This is a genomic window from Sinomonas notoginsengisoli (genome assembly GCF_021554725.1).
GTDB classification, from domain to species: domain Bacteria; phylum Actinomycetota; class Actinomycetes; order Actinomycetales; family Micrococcaceae; genus Sinomonas; species Sinomonas notoginsengisoli.
In genome coordinates this window covers 710002-730587 of the sequence record NZ_JAIZDP010000001.1, presented here as the reverse complement: position 1 = coordinate 730587, position 20586 = coordinate 710002, and the positions used below count along the sequence as shown (strand labels likewise).

Sequence of the window (20586 nt, the reverse complement as noted above, 5' to 3'; positions counted from 1 at the left end):
TGGTGTTCTCGAGAAGACGCAGGGGAGGAAGGAAGCGCGTGCTGGTCCTTGACCGCCATCTGGAAGTACCGCTCGTGATGCCGCTGGCGACAGTAGACTGGGCGGCAATGAGCACTGCTGAGTCCGCTGAATCCCAGCCCGCCGGCCACAATCCGCGCGTTGACGTCGTCTCCGAGTCAGACGAGCAGCGTCGCGACCGCTTCGAGCGGGACGCGATGCAGTACGTCGACCAGTTGTATTCGGCTGCGATGCGGATGGCCCGGAACCCGGCGGATGCCGAGGACCTCGTCCAAGAGGCGTACGCGAAGGCGTTCGCCGCGTTCCACCAGTACAAGCCCGGCACGAATCTGAAGGCCTGGCTCTACCGGATCCTCACGAACACCTACATCAATCTCTACCGGAAGCGGCAGCGCGAGCCGCAACAGGCCCAGACGGACACCGTCGAAGACTGGCAGCTCGCCCGCGCGGAATCCCACACCTCGACCGGGCTACGCTCAGCCGAGACGGAGGCCCTCGACCGCCTTCCGGACTCCGATGTGAAGGACGCGCTCCAGTCCATTCCCGAAGAGTTCCGCCTCGCGGTGTACTTCGCGGACGTAGAAGGCTTCGCGTACAAAGAGATCTCGGACATCATGAACACACCGATCGGCACGGTCATGAGCCGGCTCCACCGCGGCCGCAAGTTGCTCCGTGACCGCCTCGCAGACTACGCCGCAGAACGCGGATTCGCGGGCGCCCGCACCGCAGCAGCATCTCAGGAGAAGGAACAATGAGCGATTGCCAAGGGCTGGGCGACTGCAGCGAAAGCCGCCTCCACCGTTTGTACGAGTACTTGGACGGGGCACTGCCGGCGCACGAGGTTGCCGAGATCCGCTCTCACCTTGAATCGTGCCCCGAGTGCCTCGGCGAACACGACCTCGAGTGCATGATCCGCTCGGCCATGAAGCGCAGCTGCCACGAGCATGCTCCCGCGTCCCTCAAGGATTCCATTCTGGGCAAGATCCACGGGCTCCGCGCCGAAGCCTGACCCCGAGAGAGGCCAGGCCCAAGGCGAGGCCGGAACAGGATGAGGCCCCGGACCGTTCGGTCAGGGGCCTCATCCTGTTCCGCATTGCGGACCAAGCAGGCGCTCAGGTGTTGGGGCGCTTGCCGTGGTTCGCGCCGCCGCGCTTACGGTCACGGCGCTTGCGTGCACGCTTGCTCATGGCTGGCCTCCTTCTCTCGACTTCACTGGTGACCCCGTCGGAGTCGGGTCGGACGGGGCGAGTGGCCCAGAAGGCCATCGTCCAGTCTAGCGCAGAGCCGTGCGGATGGCCGCCCGCGTGGCCTCGAGGGCTTGTCTGAGGGCCTCGAGCGCCACGTCGGTCACGGTATGGGTCGCCGCATAGGAGCGCAGCTCGATCCGGATGTCGTCACGGAACGATTGGACGAGCATCTCGGCCTCTGCCAGACGCCCGCGGTTGTCCCACAGCGTCTCCGCTCTGCCGGGTGGAGTTGAGGCAGACGCTGCGCCAGTCTCCGCCGCCCACTCGCGCCCGCTGGCAGGTCCGGCGTCTGCGCTGGGCACGTGGGCGTCCGGTGAGCCGGGGGCCGGCGCCGCGTCCCACCTGGACGACGGCGCGTGGCCGCCACGCTTTGCAGCCTGGCGTGCCGTCTCGGCCGTCGCGGCGAGATCCGCGCGCAGCCCGCGCATGCTGGCACGCAGTTCGTCTCGCAAGGTGTCCGCGAGTCGCCGCACCGACGCCGAGATGTCCTGCTCGACGTCGGCGAGCTCGTCCCTGCGGTCTTCGAGCTCGGCCCTGCCTGCATCGGTGATGGAGTACACGGTCCGGCGCCCGTCCCGCGATGTCGCCACGAGCCCTTCTTCCTCGAGCTTGGCCAATCGGGGGTAGACGGTGCCGGCACTCGGGGAGTAGGTCCCGCCGAACCTGTCACTGAGGGCCTTGATGAGCTCGTACCCGTGCTTGGGGCCGTCCTCGAGCAGCGCCAGGAGGTACAGGCGCAGGGCGCCGTGGGCGAAGACCGGGGGCGTCATCGGTCTTCGCCCTCGGTGTCCTCACTGCGCAGAGTGTCCCCGTCCGCCCTGCCGGGTTCGGGGTGGGTACCTGCGGGCGCATGGAGCACCGAGATGTCGCCTGAGACGGACTTCACCCGCATTGCCACACGGCGGTCGGATGGTCCTAGAACAGCCGTGACCTTGCCTCCCGACGCGCGGAAGCGCTCGTCGTCGACCACCACACGCCCCGAGACCATGCTCGCCGCCAGGTCGACTCCGAGATCGTAAGGGACACGGACCGTCAGGTCGCCGCTCATCGTGCTCGCTCCGACACTGCGGCAGGACCCGGTGACATCGAAGGACAGGTCGCCCGAGACCGATTTCGCGCGGATGTCGGCGAGTGCCCCTGAGGCCGTGATCTCCCCAGAGACGGTCTTGGCTGTGAGGATCCCCGTGTGGCCGCGCGCGATGATTTCCCCGGAGACCGTGTTGAGGTGCAGCTCGCCCTCGGTACCGTCTGCCAGCAGCGACCCGGAGACCGTGTTGATGCGGGTGCTCGGGCCGCCGCCTGAGACAAAGCCTTCGCCGGTGACCGTGGCGATCTCCACACTTGTTCCGCGGGGCACCGCAATGCCCACCACCGCATAGTTCAGGCTGCTGCCGGACGCCGTGTTCATGAGGCTTCTGAACCAGCCTTGAGCGCCGTCCTCGCGGTGACGCACCTCGAGCCGCCCGTCGGTCAGGGTAACGGTCACTGGATCCCCGCGTACTTCGGAGACCTCGACACGGGCACCGGCGCCGTCATGTGCGATCACGTCCAGCCGGCCCTCGACGACCGCAGCGAGCGGACGGCCTCGATGTCTATGGTCTGCGGGCCCGTCACGGACCATGATTCCGCTTCCATGTCCCTCCTCGGATCCGACACGATATATCGCGTTCTGGAGAACAAGATATATCGCGTTTCGGAAAAGGACAAGGGCCGCGCCAGAACTCCCTCCGCGGTGACCGGTGTTGGCCTAGAGCGGGGGCTACTGCGGCTGCGGCAGGCGCAGCCACGGGAACCAGCCGCGGTGCAGCACGAGCCAGGCGATGAGGCCATAGCCGGCCTGCCCGGGCACGCCCGCGTTCGCGGCGAGGTCACTGCGCCACTGCTCGTGGTTGAGCAGAGGCGAGAACGTGTCCACGTAGTAGTAGTTCCGGCGGGTCGTGACGTCGGCGAAGGCTGTGTTGAGTTCCGCGAGACGGCGGTTCTGCGCAGGGTCGAGCGTCGGCGGAGGCCCGACGACGAAGACCTCGGCGCCGTTCTGCTGCGCGGAATCGAGGATGTTGGCGACGTTGAGCCTACTGCGGGCGGGGGAGAGGCCGAACTCGATGTCGCGGCCGGACAGTCCGATCACGAGACGGTTCTCGTACCCGCCCCCGAACCGCCGCAAGGCCTCGGCCTCCCAGCGCCCGGCGAGGGTCTCGGTGCCCTCCTGAGGCGCAGCCAGAACGTAGGACTCGAGGACGAACTCCTCCCGCGGCGTCCGCGCCAAGACCCTGCCCAGCCAGCCCAGGGCCCTCGGATCCCCGTTGCCAGCCAGCAGCTCGTCGCCGATAGCCGCAATGCGAAGCTTCCTCTCGTGGGGCATCCACACTCCCATCATCAGTGGGGTCCTGCTGGCCCCGCCTTCGGTTTCTGAGTCTAGCGAAGGCAACCCCACCCTCGGCGGAGGCGGTGCGCGCCACGGCCATTCGGCACGTTCGGCTGCGGCCAGGGCACGCGGGCAAGGCGCCCACGACGACGGCGGCTGGCCCCCGCGTGGGGACCAGCCGCCGTCGTACTCACCGCTGCGCCCAAAGGCGATCCGGCAGGGTTAGCGAGCGAACACCTCGCGGACGAGGACGTCCCCCTCCGCTGTGTGCCGCTTCATCGAACCCGCGCTCGTGGCGGCCGAGGCCGCGCGCGAGACGAGCCGCAGGCGCCGGTCGAGGACCGGGGCCAGGGAGACGGCGATGTACGGCCACGGCCCTTGGTTCGCCGGCTCGTCCTGCGCCCAGATGACCTCTGCGTTCGGGTACTTCGCGAGCTCCGCCTCGATCTCGGGCTGCGGCAGCGGGTAGAGCTGCTCGACGCGGATGATCGCGGTCTTGGAGTCCTTGGCCTTGGTCCGCGACGAGAGCAGGTCGTAGTACAGGCGGCCCGACACCAGGACCACTCGGTCCACGGCGCTCGCATCCAGCTGTTCGTGCTCCCCGATCACGCGCTGGAAGCTGCCCGACGTGAAGTCCTCGACCCTCGAGCCCGCTGCCTTGAGGCGGAGCAGCTGCTTCGGCGTGAAGACGATGAGCGGTTTGCGTGGACGGTTGAACGCCTGGCGCCGGAGCAGGTGGAAGTGCGACGCCGGTGTGCTCGGCTGGGCCACGATCATATTGTCCTCGGCGCACAGCTGCAGGAAGCGTTCGATGCGCGCGGACGAATGGTCCGGGCCCTGGCCCTCGTAGCCGTGCGGCAGGAGCATGACGAGCGAGTTGCGCTGGCCCCACTTCTGCTCGGCCGAGGAGATGAACTCGTCGATGACCGTCTGGGCGCCGTTGACGAAGTCGCCGAACTGCGCCTCCCATGCGACAAGCGCGTCCGGGCGCTCCACCGAGTAGCCGTACTCGAAGCCGAGGGCCGCGTACTCCGAGAGGGAGGAGTCGTAGATCGAGAGCTTCGCCTGGTCATCCGAGAGGCTGGAGAGCGGCATCCACTCGTCGCCGTCCTTCCGGTCATGGAACACCGCGTGGCGCTGCACGAACGTGCCGCGGCGCGAATCCTGCCCCGAGACGCGCACAGGGACGCCGTCGGCGACGAGCGAACCGAAAGCCACGACCTCGCCGAAGCCCCAGTCGATCCCACCTTCGCGGGACATCTGCTCACGCCGTTCGAGGAGCTGCTTGAGCTTGGGGTGGACCGTGAAGCCCTCCGGGATCGTCACGTGGGCCTGGCCGATGCGTGCGAGCATCTCCGCGCTGATCGCGGTCGGACGCTGGACAGTCCCTGCGGCGTCATCCTGCTGCTGTGCGAGCGGGCGCTCGAGGTCCGAGACGGCCTTCGCGTCCGTGGTGATGACCGGGATCGGCGAGGTCTGCGCAGCATGGGTCTCGGCGAAGACGCGCTCGAGGCGCTCCTGGTAGTCGCGCAGAAGCTGCTCGGCCTCCTCCTGGGTGATGTCGCCACGGCCGATCAGGCTCTCGGTGTAGAGCTTGCGGACCGAACGCTTCGCCTCGATGAGGTTGTACATCATCGGCTGCGTCATCGACGGGTCGTCGCCCTCGTTGTGGCCGCGCCGGCGGTAGCACACCAGGTCGATCACGACGTCCTTGTGGAACCGCTGGCGGAACCGGTAGGCCATCTGCGCCACGCGGACCACGGCCTCCGGATCGTCGCCGTTCACGTGGAAGATCGGTGCCTGCACCATTTTGGCCACGTCCGTCGAGTACACCGACGAGCGCGACGCGGACGGTGACGTCGTGAAGCCCACCTGGTTGTTCACGACGATGTGGATCGTGCCGCCGGTGCGGTAGCCGCGCAGCTGCGAGAGGTTGAGCGTCTCGGCGACGACGCCCTGGCCGGCGAAGGCCGCGTCGCCGTGGACGAGGATCGGCAGGACGGGGAACGCCTCGCCCTTGTCAAGACGGTCCTGCTTGGCGCGGACAATCCCCTCGAGGACAGGGTCGACAGCCTCGAGGTGCGAGGGGTTCGCGGCGAGGTAGACCTTCGTCTGCTTGCCGTTCTCGGCCGTGAACGAGCCTTCGGTGCCGAGGTGGTACTTGACATCGCCGGAGCCCTGGACGCTCTTCGGATCCTGAGTGCCCTCGAACTCGCGGAACACCTGGGCGTAGGTCTTGCCGGCGATGTTCGTCAGGACATTCAGGCGGCCGCGGTGGGCCATGCCGATCCCGACCTCGTCGAGCCCGTCTTCCGCAGCCTCGGACAGCGTGGCATCCAAGAGCGGGATGAGCGACTCTCCGCCCTCGAGCGAGAAGCGCTTCTGGCCCACGAACTTGGTCTGGAGGAAGGTCTCGAAAGCCTCGGCCGCATTGAGGCGGGACACGATGCGCAGCTGCTCTTCGCGGCTGGGCTTCTTGTACGGGTGCTCGAGCTCATCTTGGAACCACTTGCGCTCGGCGGGCTCCTGGAGGTGCATGTACTCGATGCCGGTCGTGCGGCAGTACGCGTCGCGGAGTACGCCGAGGATGTCGCGGAACTTCATCTTCGGCTTGCCGCCGAACCCGCCTGTGGGCCACTCACGGTCGAGGTCCCACAGCGTGAGGCCATAGGTCAGGACATCGAGGTCCGGGTGGTGCCGTTGGACGTACTCGAGCGGATTGGTGTCCGCCATGAGGTGCCCGCGCACCCGGAAGGCGTGGATGAGCTGCTGGATGCGCGCCACCTTGTTGATGGCGTCCTCTGGGTTGACCTGGAGGTCGGGGCTCCAGCGGACCGGCTCGTAGGGGATGCGCAGCGACTCGAAGATCTCGTCGTAGAACCCCTGCTCGCCGAGGAGGAGCCGGTGCACGATCCGGAGGAATTCGCCCGAGCCCGCGCCCTGGATGACGCGGTGGTCATAGGTCGAGGTCAGGGTGATGATCTTGCCGACGGCCTGCAGGGCGAGGATCTTCTCCGAAGCGCCCTGGAACTCTGCCGGGTACTCCAGCGCGCCCACGCCGATGATCGCGGCCTGGCCCTTGGAGAGCCGGGGAACCGAGTGCACCGTGCCAATGCCGCCTGGGTTGGTCAGGGAGACAGTGGTGCCTGCGTAGTCGTCGGCGGTGAGCTTGCCGTCGCGGGCCCGCTTGATGAGGCCCTCATAGGTATGCCAGAAGTCCGAGAAGTTCATCGTCTCGGCCTTCTTGATGTTCGGGACCACGAGGAGGCGGGAGCCGTCCGGCTTCGGCAGGTCAATGGCGATGCCGAAGTTGACGTGCGCGTGCTGGATCGCGACCGGCTTGCCGTCCACGTCGTCGTACGAGACGTTCATCGACGGCATCAGCTTGAGGGCACGGATCACGGCGAAGCCGATGAGGTGTGTGAAGGAGACCTTGCCGCCGCGCACGCGCGTGAGATGGTTGTTGATGACGACCCGCTGGTCCATCAGCAGCTTCGCGGGCACAGCACGCACCGTGGTGGCCGTTGGGACGGTGAGGCTCGAGATCATGTTCGACGCGATGGCCTTGGCCGGGCCGCGGAGCGGCGAGACGACGTCCTCTTCGATCGTCTCGTCCTTGGCCGTCTTGGGCAGCTGCGCCGGGATCAGGCCGGTGCTGGACGGCCTCGCACCGTCACGCACGACGCCGGCGGCCCCCTTCTTGGGGGCGGGCGCGGCCGGGGCCGGGGTCGGCGCGGGCGGTGTCGGCGCGGCAGGAGCGGAGGCGGCCGGTGCGGGCGCGGCAGGAGCGGAGGCGGCTGGCGCAGGCGCGGGCGGTGCAGGCGCCGCCTGTGCCGAAGCCTGGGTTGCAGACGCCTTGACCTTGGGGATCTGCCGCGTCAGCGTGTCTACGGCAGGCGCCTTCGCCGTGCCATTGGACGTGTGGCCGCTGTCCGAGTCGAAGGACTCGAACAACGGCCACCACTTGGCATCCACTGAGTTCTTGTTCTGCTGGTACTGCTCGTAGAGCTCGTCCACAAGCCACTCGTTGCCTCCGAATTCCTCGGGCAGGCGGTGGGTTGGCAGTTCTGGCACTGGAGATACGCCTCTTCCATCGATACTTTCAGCGGCTTCCGTGGCCCTGCCCCCATACCGCGCGCCCGCGTGCTCCACTAGGCGATTTGTGGGGGCTGGACGTATCCGCCGACCGCCGTGGGCGCCGTCAGGAGCCCACACTCAAGTGAACAGTCTAGTAAACCGTGCGGCGATTCGCGTGATTGTGAGTCGACAGTCACAAGCTTGTTTCCCGGGACGGCCCCGGGCGGGCCACTGCTAGTCTGGATTCACTATGGACGGCACCTCTAGATGCCGGCCCGGCCGCGGGAGCCATGGCGCCCCCTGTGGCCATAGCGCCGGCATACCTCGTGTACTTGGCCACTCCACTCTCGCCCGAGTGGTTCCGGTGCGGAAGCTGCCCGCGCGGAGCGAGGAGCTGTACCGCTGATATGGAATGGCTCCTGTTGGGCGCCGGGCTGGTGCTCATCCTCGGCACGGGGTTCTTCGTGGCCGTCGAGTTCTCCCTTGTAGCCCTTGACCAGTCCACGGTCCAGCGCAGTGTCGACGCCGGGGAACCCGGCGCAGCTGCACTCCTTCGCTGCCTCAAATCGCTTTCCACGCAGCTCTCGAGCTGCCAGCTCGGGATCACCCTGACCACGCTCCTGACGGGGTTCGTCATGGAGCCCTCGGTCGGGCGGCTGCTCGAAGCGCCTTTGACCGCACTCGGGGTTCCCGGTGCCGTTGCCATCTCGCTCATCGTCGCGATGGTCTTCGCGACGCTCCTCTCCATGCTCATCGGCGAACTCGTCCCCAAAAACCTCGCGATAGCCCGCGCCCTCACGGTGGGCCGCGCCGTCGCACGGCCCCAGCTCGTGTTCACAGCGGTCTTCAAGCCCGCTGTGGTGCTGTTCAACGGCTTCGCAAACCGCGTGCTGGGCCTCATGGGCCTCGAGGCCAAGGAAGAGATCTCTGGCGCCCGCTCGCCCGCCGAACTATCGTCGCTCGTTCGCCGCTCGGCCGAACTCGGAACGCTCGATCCCGGGACGGCACGCTTCGTCTCCCGCACGCTCCGCTTCTCAGCCCGTACGGCAGCAGACGTCATGACGCCGCGCATCCGCGTGACCACGGTGGACGTGGACGATCCGGTGGACGCCGTCGTGGTGGCGGCCCGCGCGACAGGCCACTCGCGGTTTCCCGTGATCGGAGACTCGCCCGATGACGTGCGGGGCGTCGTGCACGTGAAGAAGGCGGTCGCCGTGCCCGCCAAGAAGCGGACCAAGGTCCCCGCCGGGGCCATCATGACCGACATCCTGCAGGTCCCCGAGACCATCCACCTCGATGCGCTCATCTCGCAGCTGCGGGACGGCAACCTCCAGCTCGCCGTCGTGCTCGACGAGTATGGGGGCACGGCGGGAATCGTCACCCTCGAGGACCTCGTCGAGGAGATCGTCGGCGATGTCGCCGACGAGCACGACCGGCGGGCCCCCGGGGTCCTCCAGAGCTCAGGAGGCGACTGGTACTTCCCCGGGCTCATGCGTCCCGACGAGGTGTCCGAGCAGGTGCCCGGGCTCGGCGTCGTGGACAGCCCCGCCTATGAGACGGTGGGCGGGTTCGTCATGAGCGCACTCGGCAGGGTCGCCGAGACCGGTGATGCCCTCGAGGTCGGCGGCGGACTCCTCACCGTGGTGCGGATGGACGGCCGCCGCGTCGACCGGCTCAAGTTCACGCCCCCCAGTGACGAGCCGTGGGCTCCCGACGAGGGCGCCGGACCGGATACGTCCGGACACGGCGCTGCCCGTCACCGAGGGAGGAGCACCTGATGGGGGACTGGGCAGGAATCCTGTGGCTCGCCGTGCTCTTGCTTGGCAACGCCTTCTTCGTGGGTGCCGAGTTCGCGATCATGAGCGCGCGGCGCAGCCAGATCGAGCCGCTCGCCGACGCGGGCTCGGGGCGGGCCAAAACGACACTGTACGCAATGGAGAACGTCTCGCTGATGCTCGCGGCCGCCCAGCTGGGCATCACCGTGTGCTCGCTGCTCATCCTCCAGGTCGCCGAGCCGGCGATCCACCACCTCATCGGCGCCCCCCTGCACGCGGCCGGGATTCCCGCCGAGCTCGGGGACTCCCTCGGCTTCTTCGTGGCGCTCGCCGTCGTGACGTTCCTCCACGTGACGCTGGGCGAGATGGTGCCGAAGAACATCTCGGTTTCCGCTGCCGACCGGGCCGCTGTGCTCCTGGCACCGGTGCTGCTGGGGATGGCGCGGTTCGTGAGGCCGGTCATCTACTTCCTCAATGGATCTGCGAACGCTGTCCTGCGCCTCATTGGGATCGAGCCCAAGGCCGAGGTGACGTCGAGTTTCACCCTGGAGGAGGTCCAGTCGATCGTCCAGGAGTCGACCCGCAGTGGCCTCGTCGACGATGAGTCCGGGCTGTTGTCGGGGGCGCTCGAGTTCTCGGACCAAAGTGCGGAGTCCATCATGGTTCCGCTCGAAGACCTCGTGTCCCTGCCGACGACGGCGACCCCCGCCGACTTCGAACGCGCTGTGTCCCGCACCGGCTTCTCCCGCTTCCCGATGGTCGACGACGACGGCGAGCTCGTGGGCTATCTGCACCTCAAGGACGTCCTCGCGATTGCCCCCGAGAACCGGGCTCAGCCGATCGGGGAAAGCCGCGTCCGCTCCCTTGCGAACCTCTCGCCCGACGACGAGATCGAGGACGCCCTCGCCACCATGCAGAAGTCCGGATTCCATCTGGCCCGCGTGATCGGCCCCGAGGGTGCGACCCTCGGCATCGTGTTCCTCGAAGACGTGATCGAGCAGCTGGTGGGTGAGATCCGGGACGCGACGCAGAACCAAGCGCTTCGCTGGGCAGGGTCCGGGCAGGGGACGGGCCGGAGCACCGCCGAGAGCTAAATGGGAATTGTTCCCAAGAAGCGGTACTGTGGGTTTATTGCGAGCGGTTCTCAGGCGGTTAGGCCCGGCCGGATGCAGCAGCTCGTGCGCAGACACTTACCCAGAACTGAGGATTTCTTGCGTTCCTTCACTGTTCCCCAGGCACGGTCCCGATCCCGCGTGCTGGCTGCCCTTGCCCTCACCGCGACACTGGGCCTCGCGGCATGTGCCCCAGGCTCCTCGTCGGGCTCCGCCACCTCGAGCAGCGGAGGCGCCATCGGAATCGTGGCCTCCACGAATGTCTACGGCGACCTCGCCGAGGAGATCGGAGGCGATAGGGTCTCCGTCATCTCACTGGTCAGCAAGGCAAGCCAGGACCCGCACTCCTACGAAGCCACGACTCAGGACCGGCTCGCCGTCTCGAAGGCCAAGATCGTGATCGAGAACGGCGGCGGGTACGACCCCTTCATGGACGCCCTCGTGCGCGAATCCGGTCAGGACACCGTGATCACCGCGGTCCACGCCGCGGGCCTCGAGTCAGGCAGCCGTGGCACGGGCAGCGCCGGAGCCGGTGGCCACCCCTCCTACAACGAGCACGTCTGGTATGACGTCTCAGCCATGAAGAAGGTCGCCACCGCGATCGCGGACCGCCTCGCCCGGCTCGACCCGTCGGGCACGGCCGATTTCGACAGGCGCGCCAAGGACGTGGACACGAAGCTCACGGCTCTCGAGGACAAGGTCTCTCAGATCAAGGCCCACTCGGCAGACCGGAGCGCCGCCATGACCGAGCCCGTGCCGCTCTACCTCCTCGAGGCAGCCGGGCTGAAGAATGTGACGCCCGAGGCCTTCACCTCGGCGATCGAAGAGGGGCACGATGTCCCGCCGGCGGTTCTCAAGGAGGTGCTCGACCTCATCGGCTCCAAGCGGGTGGCCCTCCTCGCGTACAACCCGCAGACGGAAAGCTCCCAGACAGAGCAGCTGCGCAAGGCCGCCGAGGCAGCAAAGGTCCCGGTGGTCGATTTCACCGAGACCGTCCCGGAGGGCATGGGCTATCTGGACTGGATGAACTCCAACGTGGACGCCCTCGCCAAGTCCCTCACGTGATCGAGGATGATTCTCAGGATGGGCCTTTAGACTTGGCCACCATGACACGCGCAGCGTCCGCTGAGGCGGCGAACGAGGATCCGCCGTCCGGGGGCGGGACGGCGCCGGTGGTGCGCTTCCGCAACGCCTCTCTGGCCTTCGGCGAACGCACCCTCTGGTCGGGTCTGAACCTGGAGATCCGCCCGGGCGAGTTCTTCGCCGTCCTGGGGCCCAATGGCAGCGGAAAGACCTCGTTCCTCAGATCGCTGCTCGGAGTCGCCCCCCTCACCTCGGGTACGGTCGAGATCGTCGGGCACGCCCCTCGGCGCCGCGGCGGCAGTATCGGGTACATCCCGCAGCAGAAGATGTTCCCGCCCAGCACCCCGATGCGCGCACGGGACCTCGTGGCGCTCGGCATCGACGGCCACAAGTGGGGCATCCGCCTCCGCTCGCATGCTGTGGACCGCCGGGTCGACCAGCTCCTCGCGCAAGTTGGCGCCACCGACTACGCCACGTTTCCCGTCGGACTCCTCTCGGGCGGTGAACAGCAGCGCCTCCGCGTTGCACAGGCGATCGCCAGCAGCCCGCGCGTCCTGCTGTGCGACGAGCCGCTCCTCTCGCTCGACCTCAATCACCAGCAGGCGGTGAGCGAGCTCATCGACCAGCGCCGGCGTGAGGGCGCCGCGGTCGTCTTCGTCACCCACGAGATCAATCCGGTGCTCGACTATCTCGACCGTGTCCTGTACATCGCGGATGGAAAGTTCCGCATCGGCACTGTAGGGGAGGTCATGACGACGGAGGTGCTCTCCGAGCTGTACGGAAGCCGAGTCGAGGTCTCTCACATCAACGGCAGGATCGTGGTCGTCGGCCTACCTGATGCCACGACCCACCCGCACGCGCCGGAACTCGAAGGGGAAGAGCAGCCCGCATGAATCTGGCAGACTTCTGGAGCACCGTGTTCTCCTTCGAGAACTACGGGGAGATCCTCGCCCTCGTGCTGAACTCGGTCTGGGCCGGTGCGATCCTCGGTCTCCTCGGCGGGGTGGTCGGAACGTTCGTCATGAAGCGGGACCTCGCGTTCGCCGTGCACGGCATCTCCGAGCTCTCGTTCGCGGGGGCAGCCTTCGCCCTGCTGATAGGTGCGGACGTCGTGACCGGGTCCCTCGTCGGCTCCATCGCCGCCTCGCTCGTGATCGGGCTCATGGGTGGACGTGCTAGGGAGAAGAACTCCGTGATCGGCGTCCTGATGCCGTTCGGCTTAGGGCTGGGCATCCTCTTCCTCGCGCTTTACCAAGGCCGAGCAGCAAACAAGTTCGGTCTGCTCACCGGGCAGATCGTGGCCGTGGACACCGTTCAGCTGCAGACCCTTGCCGTCGCCGCAGCGCTGGTGATCGGCGTGCTTGTGGTGGTGTGGCGTCCACTCACGTTCGCGAGCGTCGATCCGGACATGGCGTTCGCACGGGGGGTGCCCGTCCGCTTCCTCTCGGTGGTGTTCATGGTGCTGCTCGGTGTGAGCGTGGCGCTCTCCATCCAGGTCGTGGGGGCTCTGCTCGTGCTCGCCCTCCTCATTACCCCGGCTGCGGCGGCACTCAAGGTGACGTCCTCGCCGACGCTCGTCCTCGCCCTCAGCGTCGGGTTCGCCATGACGGCGACCGTGGGAGGGATCCTCCTCGCCCTGGGCGGCCGCCTGCCGATCAGTCCCTACATCACGACCCTCTCGTTCCTCTTCTATGTTGTGTGCGCTGTCATCGGGTGGGTGCGGCACCGGACGGGGAGGAACGGACGGCGGCTTCGTCCGGCCGAGGACTCGGCCCAGCGCACGACGCCGATCGCAGCCTGAGGCGCGGCCGCGCGCCGTGGGCGGGGCGCGCCGTCGTGCACTAGAGTGCCGGCGCTCCCGGGGGGCCGCCAGCGGTGCGGCCGCCTTGTTCCCCGGCCGCCCGCTCGCGCGCGACCGCGAGCGTGCATTCGGGGCACAGCCCGAAGACCTCGACTGTGTGCTCGACCGCCGTGTAGCCGTGCTCCCGCGCCACGCGGCTCGCCCACGTCTCCACGGAGGGTGCCTCGATGTCGACGGCCTTGCCGCAGCGGCGGCACACGAGATGGTGGTGGTGGCCGCTGGCCTCGCACCTTCGGTAGACCGCCTCGCCGTCATCGCCGCGCAGCACGTCTACGAGCCCGTCCTCGGACATGGACTGCAGGATTCGGTAAGTGGTCGCGAGCGAGACCGCCGCGCCCTCCTCGTGCAGCATCCTGTGGAGCTCCTGGGTGCTGACGAAGTCCTCGAGCTTGTCCAGCGCGGCCGAGACGGCGAGGCGCTGCTTGGTCACGCGCTGCTCGCGGGGCTTCTCCGCCGGCCTGCGGGCCGGGCTCTCTGACACGGATTCCTCCTGCACACCCATCGGACCTTCAAGCCTACCAAGAACGGTTCTAGACTGGCGCAATGCGGATGACGAAGTTCACCCATTCGTGCGTGCGGATCGAGAAGCCGGGGGAGCCTGCCGGTTCCGGCCGGGGCCAGCGGGTCCTCGTGATCGACCCCGGGAACTTCTCGGAGGTCGAGGACGCGCTCGAGGGCGCCGACGCATTCCTCGTGACACACGAGCACCCCGATCACCTCGACATGGCCCGCGTCACTGCCGTGCTCGAGAAGAGCCCCAGCCTGGAGGCCTGGGCTCCGGCAAAGGCGGCGCGCGAGCTCAAGGAGGCAGCGCCGTCGTGCGCCGAGCGGGTGCACGTCACGGAACCAGATGCCGAATTCGAGGCCGGCGGGTTCCGGCTCAAGACGTTCGGGAGCCAGCATGCGCTCATTCACGCGTCCGTACCGGTCGTGGCGAACATTGGGTACCTCGTGGACGACGATTTGTTCCATCCGGGGGACTCCTTCACGGTTCCCCATGGAGCGCGAGTGGGTACCCTCCTCGTGCCGATCCACGCGCCCTGGAGCAAGATCGGCGAGGTGCTCGACTTCATCATCGCGGTGCGTGCGCCCCGGGCCCTCCCCATCCACAACGCGCTGCTCAACGAGCGCGGCACGGGCCTCGTCGAGAAGCACGCCGAGCGCATCTCCGAGCTCTACGGCACCGAGTTCACGCACCTCGAGCCGGGGGAGTCGGTTGAGCTCTGAAGGCGCCGCCGGCCGAGGTCAACCGGGCCAGCGGCCCGTCTCGAAGAATTCCTCGAGTACGTAGCCGTGTCGTTCCGTCGGTCCAGGCGCGGTCTGGCACGGCACGGTCAGGCGGGTCGATCTCGTGGCTCGCGGCGAGGGGATTCATCCGGACAGGGTGTCCGTCTCATGCACGTGCTTCGCCGCCAGGCCACCCGCGCGGTGGCACGGCTAGGGTGGGGTCATGGGCGCAGAACAGATTCTCGTCGCGGCGGACGATCTCGCAGGACTCCTCGCGGCCGGCACGCCAACCGTGGTGCTTGATGTGCGGTGGGCCCTGGGCGGCCCCGATGGCCGCGGGGAATACGAGGCGGGGCATATCCCGGGAGCCGTGTTCGCAGACCTCGAGACGGAACTCGCGGTGCCGGTGGCCCCCGGGAGCGCAGAGGAGGCCGCGGGCGGGCGCCACCCCCTCCCGACGAGGGAGGCCCTCGAGGACTCGGCCCGTCGGTGGGGGATCGACGACGGCGACGCGGTGGTCGTGTACGACGCGACTTCGGGCCAGGCAGCGGCGCGTGCGTGGTGGATGCTGCGCGACGCAGGCCTCGCCGATGTGCGGATCCTCGACGGAGGCCTCGCGGCATGGACCCGAGCCGGCGGGGAGCTTGAGACCGGCCGCGCGGACCCCGAGCCGGGCACGGTGACGCTCGGCGAGGGGCAGATGCCCCGGATCGACGCGGACGCTGCGGCCCTCTTCGCCGCGCCGCGACCCTCGGGGAGCGGCGGAGTCCTCCTCGACGCGCGTGCGGCGGAACGCTACCGGGGCGACGTCGAGCCCGTGGACCCGCGCGCGGGACACATCCCCGGCGCGGTGAGCGCGCCGACGTCGGGCAACCTCGCCCCGGACGGGACGTTCCTGCCAGCCGAGGCCCTGCGCGAGCGGTACACGCGCCTCGGGGCCGTGCCCGGGGAGCCGGTGGCCGTCTACTGCGGCTCGGGCGTCACTGCGGCGCACGACGTCGCGGCGCTGGCCGTCGTGGGCATCGACGCAGCGCTGTACCCCGGATCGTTCTCGCAGTGGTCCCGCGACCCTTCCCGGCCCGTGGCCGTGGGGCCCCGCCCCGGCGCGGCTCCCGGACCCGATGCGATAGCGTCGGAACGATGAACCCCGGACGGCCCGTCATCCCGGGCGCGGACAAGATCCGTGCGGACCTTGCCTCGGCTGCCGAGACGCAGGACTCGCGCACGCCGGACACCCAGAACCCACCTGACAGGAGAGCCATGAGCACGCTGTTCACACGGATCATCGAGGGCGAGCTGCCCGGGCGCTTCGTCTGGAAGGCCCCGGACGTCGTCGCATTCCTGAGCATCGGCCCCCTCGCCGATGGGCACGTGCTCGTGGTGCCGCGCGCGGAGGTCGACAAGTGGACCGATGCCTCGCCCGAGCTTCTGGCGAAGGTCACGCTCGTCGCTCAGACCATCGGCCGAGCGCAGATGGAAGCATTCGGGGCGCCGCGCGCCGGCGTGATCATCGCGGGCTTCGAGATCAATCACCTGCACCTGCACGTGTGGCCCTCGTTCTCCGAGGCCGAGTACGACTTCAAGAAAGTCCAGCAGAATCCGGATCCCGCCGTCATGGACGCCGCGGCCGAGAAGATCCGTGCGGCCCTGCGCGCCGCCGGGCACGGCGAGAACGTCCCGGCAGCCTAGCCTCGCCGAGGTGCTGAACCCGGTCAGGCTGGGGCGAGCGCCTCGTTGAGGGCCTGCCGGACTCGCTTCTCCGAAACCTTCCCGGCCGTGCCGAGTTCGACGGCGAACAGGCTGACCCTCAGCTCCTCGATCATCCAGCGGACCTTCTCGATCCGGGCTTCATTGCGCCCGCTCGGAGCGAGCGCTGCCGCGGCGTCGTCGTACTCGTCCTCGAGGGCCTGAACGGTCGCCATGGCCACGGCATCACGCTGGACATTGGAGGGCAGCTTCTCGAGGCGGCGCTCGATGGCCCTGAGGTACCTCGGGAGGTGCTCGAGCTGCGCGTAGCCCGTCCGGGCGACGAATCCAGGGTAGACGAGCTGCTCGAGCTGCGCCTTGATGTCATTCAGGGCGCTGATGAGCGCGAGGCTCGTGGTCCCCTTCAGCTGCTTTCCGATCCGCAGCGCCGAAGCCAGGACCTGCTCGACGATCGCGGTCACCTTGAAGACCGTGTCGATGAGCTCGGCCCGGACCTCGTCGTAGAGCGCGTCGAACGCCGCGCTGGTCCAAGGGAGTTCGGCCGGGACGAGCCGGTCGATCGCCGCGAGCGAGCAGTCGGCGATGAGCTCCGCCACCGAGCCGTGGGGGTTCTGGCTGAACGTGAGCTTCTCCCTGTTGTTCAGGTGCTCGAGCACGTACCGATCCGGCGGCGGGATCCGCAGGGCGAGGAGTCGGATGACCCCGCCCCGGTGGGCGCGAAGCTGGTCCTCCTCAGTCTGGAAGATTCGGAGCCCGGCGGTGCCGCGTGGCGCATCGAGCTGTCCCTTTCGGGAGCTGCGGCCCTCGTCGATCAGCGCAGGGTAGCCCGTCACGGTGTGGCCAGCGACGACAGTGCTCGCTGTGCGCGGGATCGTCCCCACGGCCCACGTTGTCAGCCCGCTGCTCTCGGCCAGCCTCGAGCGTTCGGTGGGGCCTCCGCGGGAGGTGCTGGGCGGCGTCGTGCGCGGTTCGGGTGACGTCGGGCCCCCGTGGGGTGACTTCGGCGAGGTGGTGGCCGGGGTAGCGCCGAGGGAGTCGGCGATGGCGCGGCGCGTGGCGGGCGCCAGCTGCTCCTGGAGGGCAGTGAGATCCTTGCCTGCGCCGAGCACCTTCCCGGTCGAGTCGACCACGCTGAAGGTCATCTTGAGGTGCGGTGGGACAGCGTCCCAGTTCCACGAGCCGGGCGGGATGATCTGCCCCTTGAGCCGGCGCAGCACGAGCTCGAGGGACTCCTCGAGGGAATCGTCGGCTGGGTCGAAGTCCGCCTCGAGGGCAGCGACCGCTTGCCGCGCGACGTCGGGCGCGGGGACGAAGTTCTTACGGATCTGCTTGGGAAGCGACTTGATGAGTGCCGTCACGAGGTCCACCCGCTGGCCCGGGATCTGCCAACGGAACGGTTCGGGATCGAGCTGGTTCAGGAACAGGACCGGCACCTCGGCCGTGACGCCGTCCGTCGGATCGGGAGTGCCCCCGGGGGCGACGGGATGGAACTCGTAGGCCAGTGGCAGGTCGAACCCAGCCTGCCGCCATACCGTCGGGTAGGCGGCGTCGGCGGCGTCAGCGGTGTCGGCCGCAGCCTCGCCGAGGACGAGTGCACGATCGAAGTCGAGGAGGTGCTCGTCCGCGTGCCGCGCCTTCTTCCACCACGCGTCGAAGTGCCGCTCGGACACGACATCGGCCGGGACGCGGGCGTCGTAGAACTCGAAGAGCGTCTCGTCGTCGACGCGGAGGCCGCGACGCCGTACGCGCGTCTCGAGCTCGTCGACCTCCTCGAGCAGCTCACGGTTGCGCTTGAAGAAGTGATGGCGCGTATTCCAGTCGCCCTCGACGAGGGCGTGGCGGATGAACAGCTCACGTGCCAGTTCGGGATCAACGCGGCCGTAGTTGATGCGGCGCTGAGCCACGAGCGTCACGCCGTAGAGCGTGACCTTCTCGAACGCCTGGACCGAGCCGGCGCGCTTGGACCAGTGCGGCTCCGAATAGCTGTGCTTGACGAGGTGCGGGGCCACGAGCTCGCCCCAGGCCGGGTCCATCGTGGCCGCGGTCCGTGCCCAGAGCCGGCTCGTCTCGACGAGTTCGGCCGCCATGACGAACGTCGGGTTCTTCTTGAACAGCGCCGATCCCGGGAAGATCGCGAAACGGGTGCCGCGGGCGCCCAGATAGTCCCGCTTGCGCTCGTCGAGCAGTCCGATGTGGCTCAGGAGGCCGGCGAGCAGCGACTGGTGGACGGCGTCGTGCTTGCCCACAGGATCCGTCTCGCGCCCCCGCCCCGGCGCGATTCCCAGCGGCCGGGCGAGCTGGCGCAGCTGCGTGAAGAGCTCCTGCCACTCGCGCACGCGCAGGTAGTTGATGTACTCGGCCTTGCACAGACGCCGGAACGCCGAGGACGAGAGCTCGCGCTGCTGCTCCTGCAAGTAGTTCCACAGGTTCAGGTAGCCCGTGAAGTCGGAGCTCTCGTCCTTGAACCGTGCGTGCTTCTCGTCAGCGGCCTGGCGCTTGCCGGTCTCCTGCGACGGGCGCTCGCGCGGGTCCTGGATGGTCAGCGCTGCCGCGAGGACCATGACCTCACGCGCGCAGTCGCGCCGCGCGGCCTCGACGATCATGCGTCCAAGGCGTGGATCGACCGGCAGCTGGGCGAGCTGATGGCCGACGGCGGTGAGCCCGCCTTGGGTGCCCCGCCCGCCGCCGTCGGCCGCACCACCGGCGCGCCGCTCCCGGCGGTGGGCACGCCCCGCAAGCGCTGCGTCGGCGGGGGTCTTCGCGCCGTCGCCGGCCGAGCGATCGGCGAGGGCGCCGAGCTCGCGCAGGAGCGTCACGCCATCGTTGATCGCGCGCGACTCCGGGGGCTCGACGAAGGGGAACGCGGCGACGTCCTGGGGTCCGCGGGCGATCCCCATGGCGGTCATCTGGAGGATGACGGCCGCGAGGTTGGTGCGGAGGATCTCGGGGTCCGTGAATTCGGGCCGGGAGAGATAATCCTCCTCCGAGTAGAGGCGGATGCAGATGCCGTCCGAAACGCGGCCGCAGCGGCCCGCACGTTGGTTTGCGGAGGCCTGTGAGACTCGCTCGATCGGCAGGCGCTGGACCTTGGTGCGGTGGGAGTAGCGCGAGATGCGCGCGGTGCCCGTGTCGATGACGTACTTGATGCCCGGCACGGTGAGCGAGGTCTCGGCGACGTTCGTCGCCAGGATGATGCGCCGCCTGCCGCCAGGGGAGAACACACGGTGCTGCTCGGCGAGCGAGAGCCTGGCGAAGAGCGGGAGGATCTCGGCGCCGGCCATCCGCGGGTTCTTCTGGATGGAGCTCGCAAGGGCCTCTGCGGCGTCGCGGATCTCGCGCTCGCCCGAGAAGAAGATGAGGATGTCCCCGGGCGCCTCGCGGGAGAGCTCGTCGACGGCGTCGCACACGGCGTCGACAGGGTCGCGGTCCTCCTCGAGGGCGTCGTCGCTCGCGTTCTCCTCGTCCTCCGTTCCTGTGCCTGCAGGGTCGGCGACCAGCGGCCGGTATCTGACCTCGACCGGATACGTGCGGCCCGAGACCTCCACGATCGGCGCCGGTTCGGCGCTGCCGTCGGGGAGCTCGCGCGCAAAGTGCCGGGCGAACCGCTGCGGATCGATCGTCGCGGACGTGATTATGACCTTCAGGTCCGGCCGCTGCGGCAGGATGCGCCTCAGGTAGCCGAGGATGAAGTCGATGTTGAGGCTGCGCTCGTGGGCCTCGTCGATGATGATCGTCGAGTAGCGCTTCAGGAGCCTGTCGCGCTGGATCTCGGCGAGCAGGATGCCGTCGGTCATGAGCTTGACCCTGGTCTTCGGGCCGACCTCGCCCGTGAAGCGGACCTGGAAGCCGACCTCCTGGCCCAGTTCGACGCCGAGCTCCTCGGCGATGCGCTCGGCCACCGTCCGCGCGGCGAGGCGCCGGGGCTGCGTGTGCCCGATGAGCCCCTTCTCGTCGAGGCCGAGCTCGAGGCACATCTTCGGGATCTGGGTCGTCTTCCCCGAGCCGGTCTCCCCTGCGATGATCGTCACCTGGTGGGCGGCGATGGCCTCCATGAGCTCGTCGCGGCGCTCGGAGACCGGGAGGCTGGCGGGGTACGTGATCGTCAGTGCCATGG

General features: G+C 68.5%; 17 protein-coding genes. 10 read left to right on the top strand and 7 right to left on the bottom strand.

The window, feature by feature from the left end; genetic code table 11:
- The first annotated feature begins 107 nt into the window (after window positions 1-107).
- Both LF262_RS03325 and rsrA read left to right on the top strand, forming a co-directional pair.
- The gene (locus LF262_RS03325; RefSeq protein ID WP_235778827.1) at window positions 108-773 is read left to right on the top strand and encodes a sigma-70 family RNA polymerase sigma factor; all 666 of its coding nucleotides are present in this window, start codon (window positions 108-110) and stop codon (window positions 771-773) included.
- On the top strand, window positions 770-1027 hold the full coding sequence (gene rsrA, locus LF262_RS03320; RefSeq protein ID WP_235778826.1) for a mycothiol system anti-sigma-R factor: 258 nt from the start codon (window positions 770-772) through the stop codon (window positions 1025-1027). The genes LF262_RS03325 and rsrA overlap by 4 nt, the downstream gene beginning before the upstream one ends.
- A gap of 103 nt (window positions 1028-1130) precedes the next feature.
- On the opposite strand, the gene LF262_RS17205 is transcribed toward rsrA, so the two are convergent.
- From LF262_RS17205 to LF262_RS03300, 5 genes are all read right to left on the bottom strand, one after another.
- Window positions 1131-1205, bottom strand: coding sequence for a 50S ribosomal protein bL37 (locus LF262_RS17205; protein WP_369299106.1), 75 nt, complete (start codon window positions 1203-1205; stop codon window positions 1131-1133).
- 86 nt (window positions 1206-1291) lie between these two features.
- Window positions 1292-2035, bottom strand: a complete 744-nt coding sequence (locus LF262_RS03315) for a PadR family transcriptional regulator (RefSeq protein ID WP_235778825.1) — start codon at window positions 2033-2035, stop codon at window positions 1292-1294.
- The gene (locus LF262_RS03310; RefSeq protein WP_308190485.1) at window positions 2032-2886 is read right to left on the bottom strand and encodes a DUF4097 family beta strand repeat-containing protein; all 855 of its coding nucleotides are present in this window, start codon (window positions 2884-2886) and stop codon (window positions 2032-2034) included. Before LF262_RS03310 ends, LF262_RS03315 begins: the two co-directional genes overlap by 4 nt.
- Window positions 2887-3024: 138 nt before the next feature.
- Window positions 3025-3627 (bottom strand): GDSL-type esterase/lipase family protein, encoded by a 603-nt coding sequence (locus LF262_RS03305; protein WP_235778824.1) that lies wholly within the window; start codon window positions 3625-3627, stop codon window positions 3025-3027.
- 225 nt (window positions 3628-3852) lie between these two features.
- Window positions 3853-7704 carry a multifunctional oxoglutarate decarboxylase/oxoglutarate dehydrogenase thiamine pyrophosphate-binding subunit/dihydrolipoyllysine-residue succinyltransferase subunit gene (locus LF262_RS03300; RefSeq protein ID WP_235778823.1) on the bottom strand — a complete coding sequence of 1284 codons (3852 nt, stop codon included), beginning with the start codon at window positions 7702-7704 and terminating at the stop codon, window positions 3853-3855.
- Window positions 7705-8114: 410 nt separating this feature from the next.
- Here LF262_RS03300 and LF262_RS03295 point away from each other — a divergent pair, with 410 nt between their 5' ends.
- The 5 genes from LF262_RS03295 to LF262_RS03275 all read left to right on the top strand — a co-directional run bounded on the left by LF262_RS03295 (window position 8115) and on the right by LF262_RS03275 (window position 13478).
- Window positions 8115-9485: a hemolysin family protein gene (locus tag LF262_RS03295; protein ID WP_235778822.1), complete on the top strand. Its 1371-nt coding sequence runs from the start codon at window positions 8115-8117 to the stop codon at window positions 9483-9485.
- Window positions 9485-10576 carry a hemolysin family protein gene (locus tag LF262_RS03290; protein WP_235778821.1) on the top strand — a complete coding sequence of 364 codons (1092 nt, stop codon included), beginning with the start codon at window positions 9485-9487 and terminating at the stop codon, window positions 10574-10576. Before LF262_RS03295 ends, LF262_RS03290 begins: the two co-directional genes overlap by 1 nt.
- A gap of 117 nt (window positions 10577-10693) precedes the next feature.
- On the top strand, window positions 10694-11659 hold the full coding sequence (locus tag LF262_RS03285; RefSeq protein WP_235778820.1) for a metal ABC transporter solute-binding protein, Zn/Mn family: 966 nt from the start codon (window positions 10694-10696) through the stop codon (window positions 11657-11659).
- A 41-nt stretch (window positions 11660-11700) separates the two neighbouring features.
- The gene (locus LF262_RS03280) at window positions 11701-12570 is read left to right on the top strand and encodes a metal ABC transporter ATP-binding protein (RefSeq protein ID WP_268933483.1); all 870 of its coding nucleotides are present in this window, start codon (window positions 11701-11703) and stop codon (window positions 12568-12570) included.
- On the top strand, window positions 12567-13478 hold the full coding sequence (locus LF262_RS03275) for a metal ABC transporter permease (protein ID WP_235778819.1): 912 nt from the start codon (window positions 12567-12569) through the stop codon (window positions 13476-13478). Before LF262_RS03280 ends, LF262_RS03275 begins: the two co-directional genes overlap by 4 nt.
- 40 nt (window positions 13479-13518) lie before the next feature.
- Here the strand turns inward: LF262_RS03275 and LF262_RS03270 are convergent, their stop codons facing one another.
- Window positions 13519-14040 (bottom strand): Fur family transcriptional regulator, encoded by a 522-nt coding sequence (locus LF262_RS03270; protein ID WP_235778818.1) that lies wholly within the window; start codon window positions 14038-14040, stop codon window positions 13519-13521.
- A gap of 41 nt (window positions 14041-14081) precedes the next feature.
- On the opposite strand from LF262_RS03270, the gene LF262_RS03265 reads away from it, so the two are divergent.
- From LF262_RS03265 to LF262_RS03255, 3 genes are all read left to right on the top strand, one after another.
- The gene (locus LF262_RS03265; protein ID WP_235778817.1) at window positions 14082-14765 is read left to right on the top strand and encodes an MBL fold metallo-hydrolase; all 684 of its coding nucleotides are present in this window, start codon (window positions 14082-14084) and stop codon (window positions 14763-14765) included.
- Window positions 14766-14988: 223 nt separating this feature from the next.
- Complete coding sequence (locus LF262_RS03260; RefSeq protein ID WP_235778816.1) at window positions 14989-15909, top strand: sulfurtransferase; 921 nt, start codon at window positions 14989-14991, stop codon at window positions 15907-15909.
- Between the two features lie 116 nt (window positions 15910-16025).
- Complete coding sequence (locus LF262_RS03255; protein WP_235779288.1) at window positions 16026-16454, top strand: HIT family protein; 429 nt, start codon at window positions 16026-16028, stop codon at window positions 16452-16454.
- Between the two features lie 23 nt (window positions 16455-16477).
- Here the strand turns inward: LF262_RS03255 and hrpA are convergent, their stop codons facing one another.
- Window positions 16478-20584: an ATP-dependent RNA helicase HrpA gene (hrpA, locus tag LF262_RS03250; RefSeq protein WP_235778815.1), complete on the bottom strand. Its 4107-nt coding sequence runs from the start codon at window positions 20582-20584 to the stop codon at window positions 16478-16480.
- Window positions 20585-20586: the final 2 nt, after the last annotated feature.

Coding starts and splice junctions, on each gene's coding strand:
- LF262_RS03290 (WP_235778821.1), top strand. CDS start 9,485: ATGGGGGACTGGGCAGGAATCCTGTGGCTCGCCGTGCTCTTGCTTGGC.
- LF262_RS03315 (WP_235778825.1), bottom strand. CDS start 2,035: ATGACGCCCCCGGTCTTCGCCCACGGCGCCCTGCGCCTGTACCTCCTG.
- LF262_RS03265 (WP_235778817.1), top strand. CDS start 14,082: ATGCGGATGACGAAGTTCACCCATTCGTGCGTGCGGATCGAGAAGCCG.
- rsrA (WP_235778826.1), top strand. CDS start 770: ATGAGCGATTGCCAAGGGCTGGGCGACTGCAGCGAAAGCCGCCTCCAC.
- LF262_RS03295 (WP_235778822.1), top strand. CDS start 8,115: ATGGAATGGCTCCTGTTGGGCGCCGGGCTGGTGCTCATCCTCGGCACG.
- LF262_RS03305 (WP_235778824.1), bottom strand. CDS start 3,627: ATGCCCCACGAGAGGAAGCTTCGCATTGCGGCTATCGGCGACGAGCTG.
- LF262_RS03260 (WP_235778816.1), top strand. CDS start 14,989: ATGGGCGCAGAACAGATTCTCGTCGCGGCGGACGATCTCGCAGGACTC.
- LF262_RS03270 (WP_235778818.1), bottom strand. CDS start 14,040: ATGGGTGTGCAGGAGGAATCCGTGTCAGAGAGCCCGGCCCGCAGGCCG.
- LF262_RS03255 (WP_235779288.1), top strand. CDS start 16,026: ATGAGCACGCTGTTCACACGGATCATCGAGGGCGAGCTGCCCGGGCGC.
- LF262_RS03280 (WP_268933483.1), top strand. CDS start 11,701: ATGACACGCGCAGCGTCCGCTGAGGCGGCGAACGAGGATCCGCCGTCC.
- LF262_RS03325 (WP_235778827.1), top strand. CDS start 108: ATGAGCACTGCTGAGTCCGCTGAATCCCAGCCCGCCGGCCACAATCCG.
- hrpA (WP_235778815.1), bottom strand. CDS start 20,584: ATGGCACTGACGATCACGTACCCCGCCAGCCTCCCGGTCTCCGAGCGC.
- LF262_RS03310 (WP_308190485.1), bottom strand. CDS start 2,886: ATGGTCCGTGACGGGCCCGCAGACCATAGACATCGAGGCCGTCCGCTC.
- LF262_RS03275 (WP_235778819.1), top strand. CDS start 12,567: ATGAATCTGGCAGACTTCTGGAGCACCGTGTTCTCCTTCGAGAACTAC.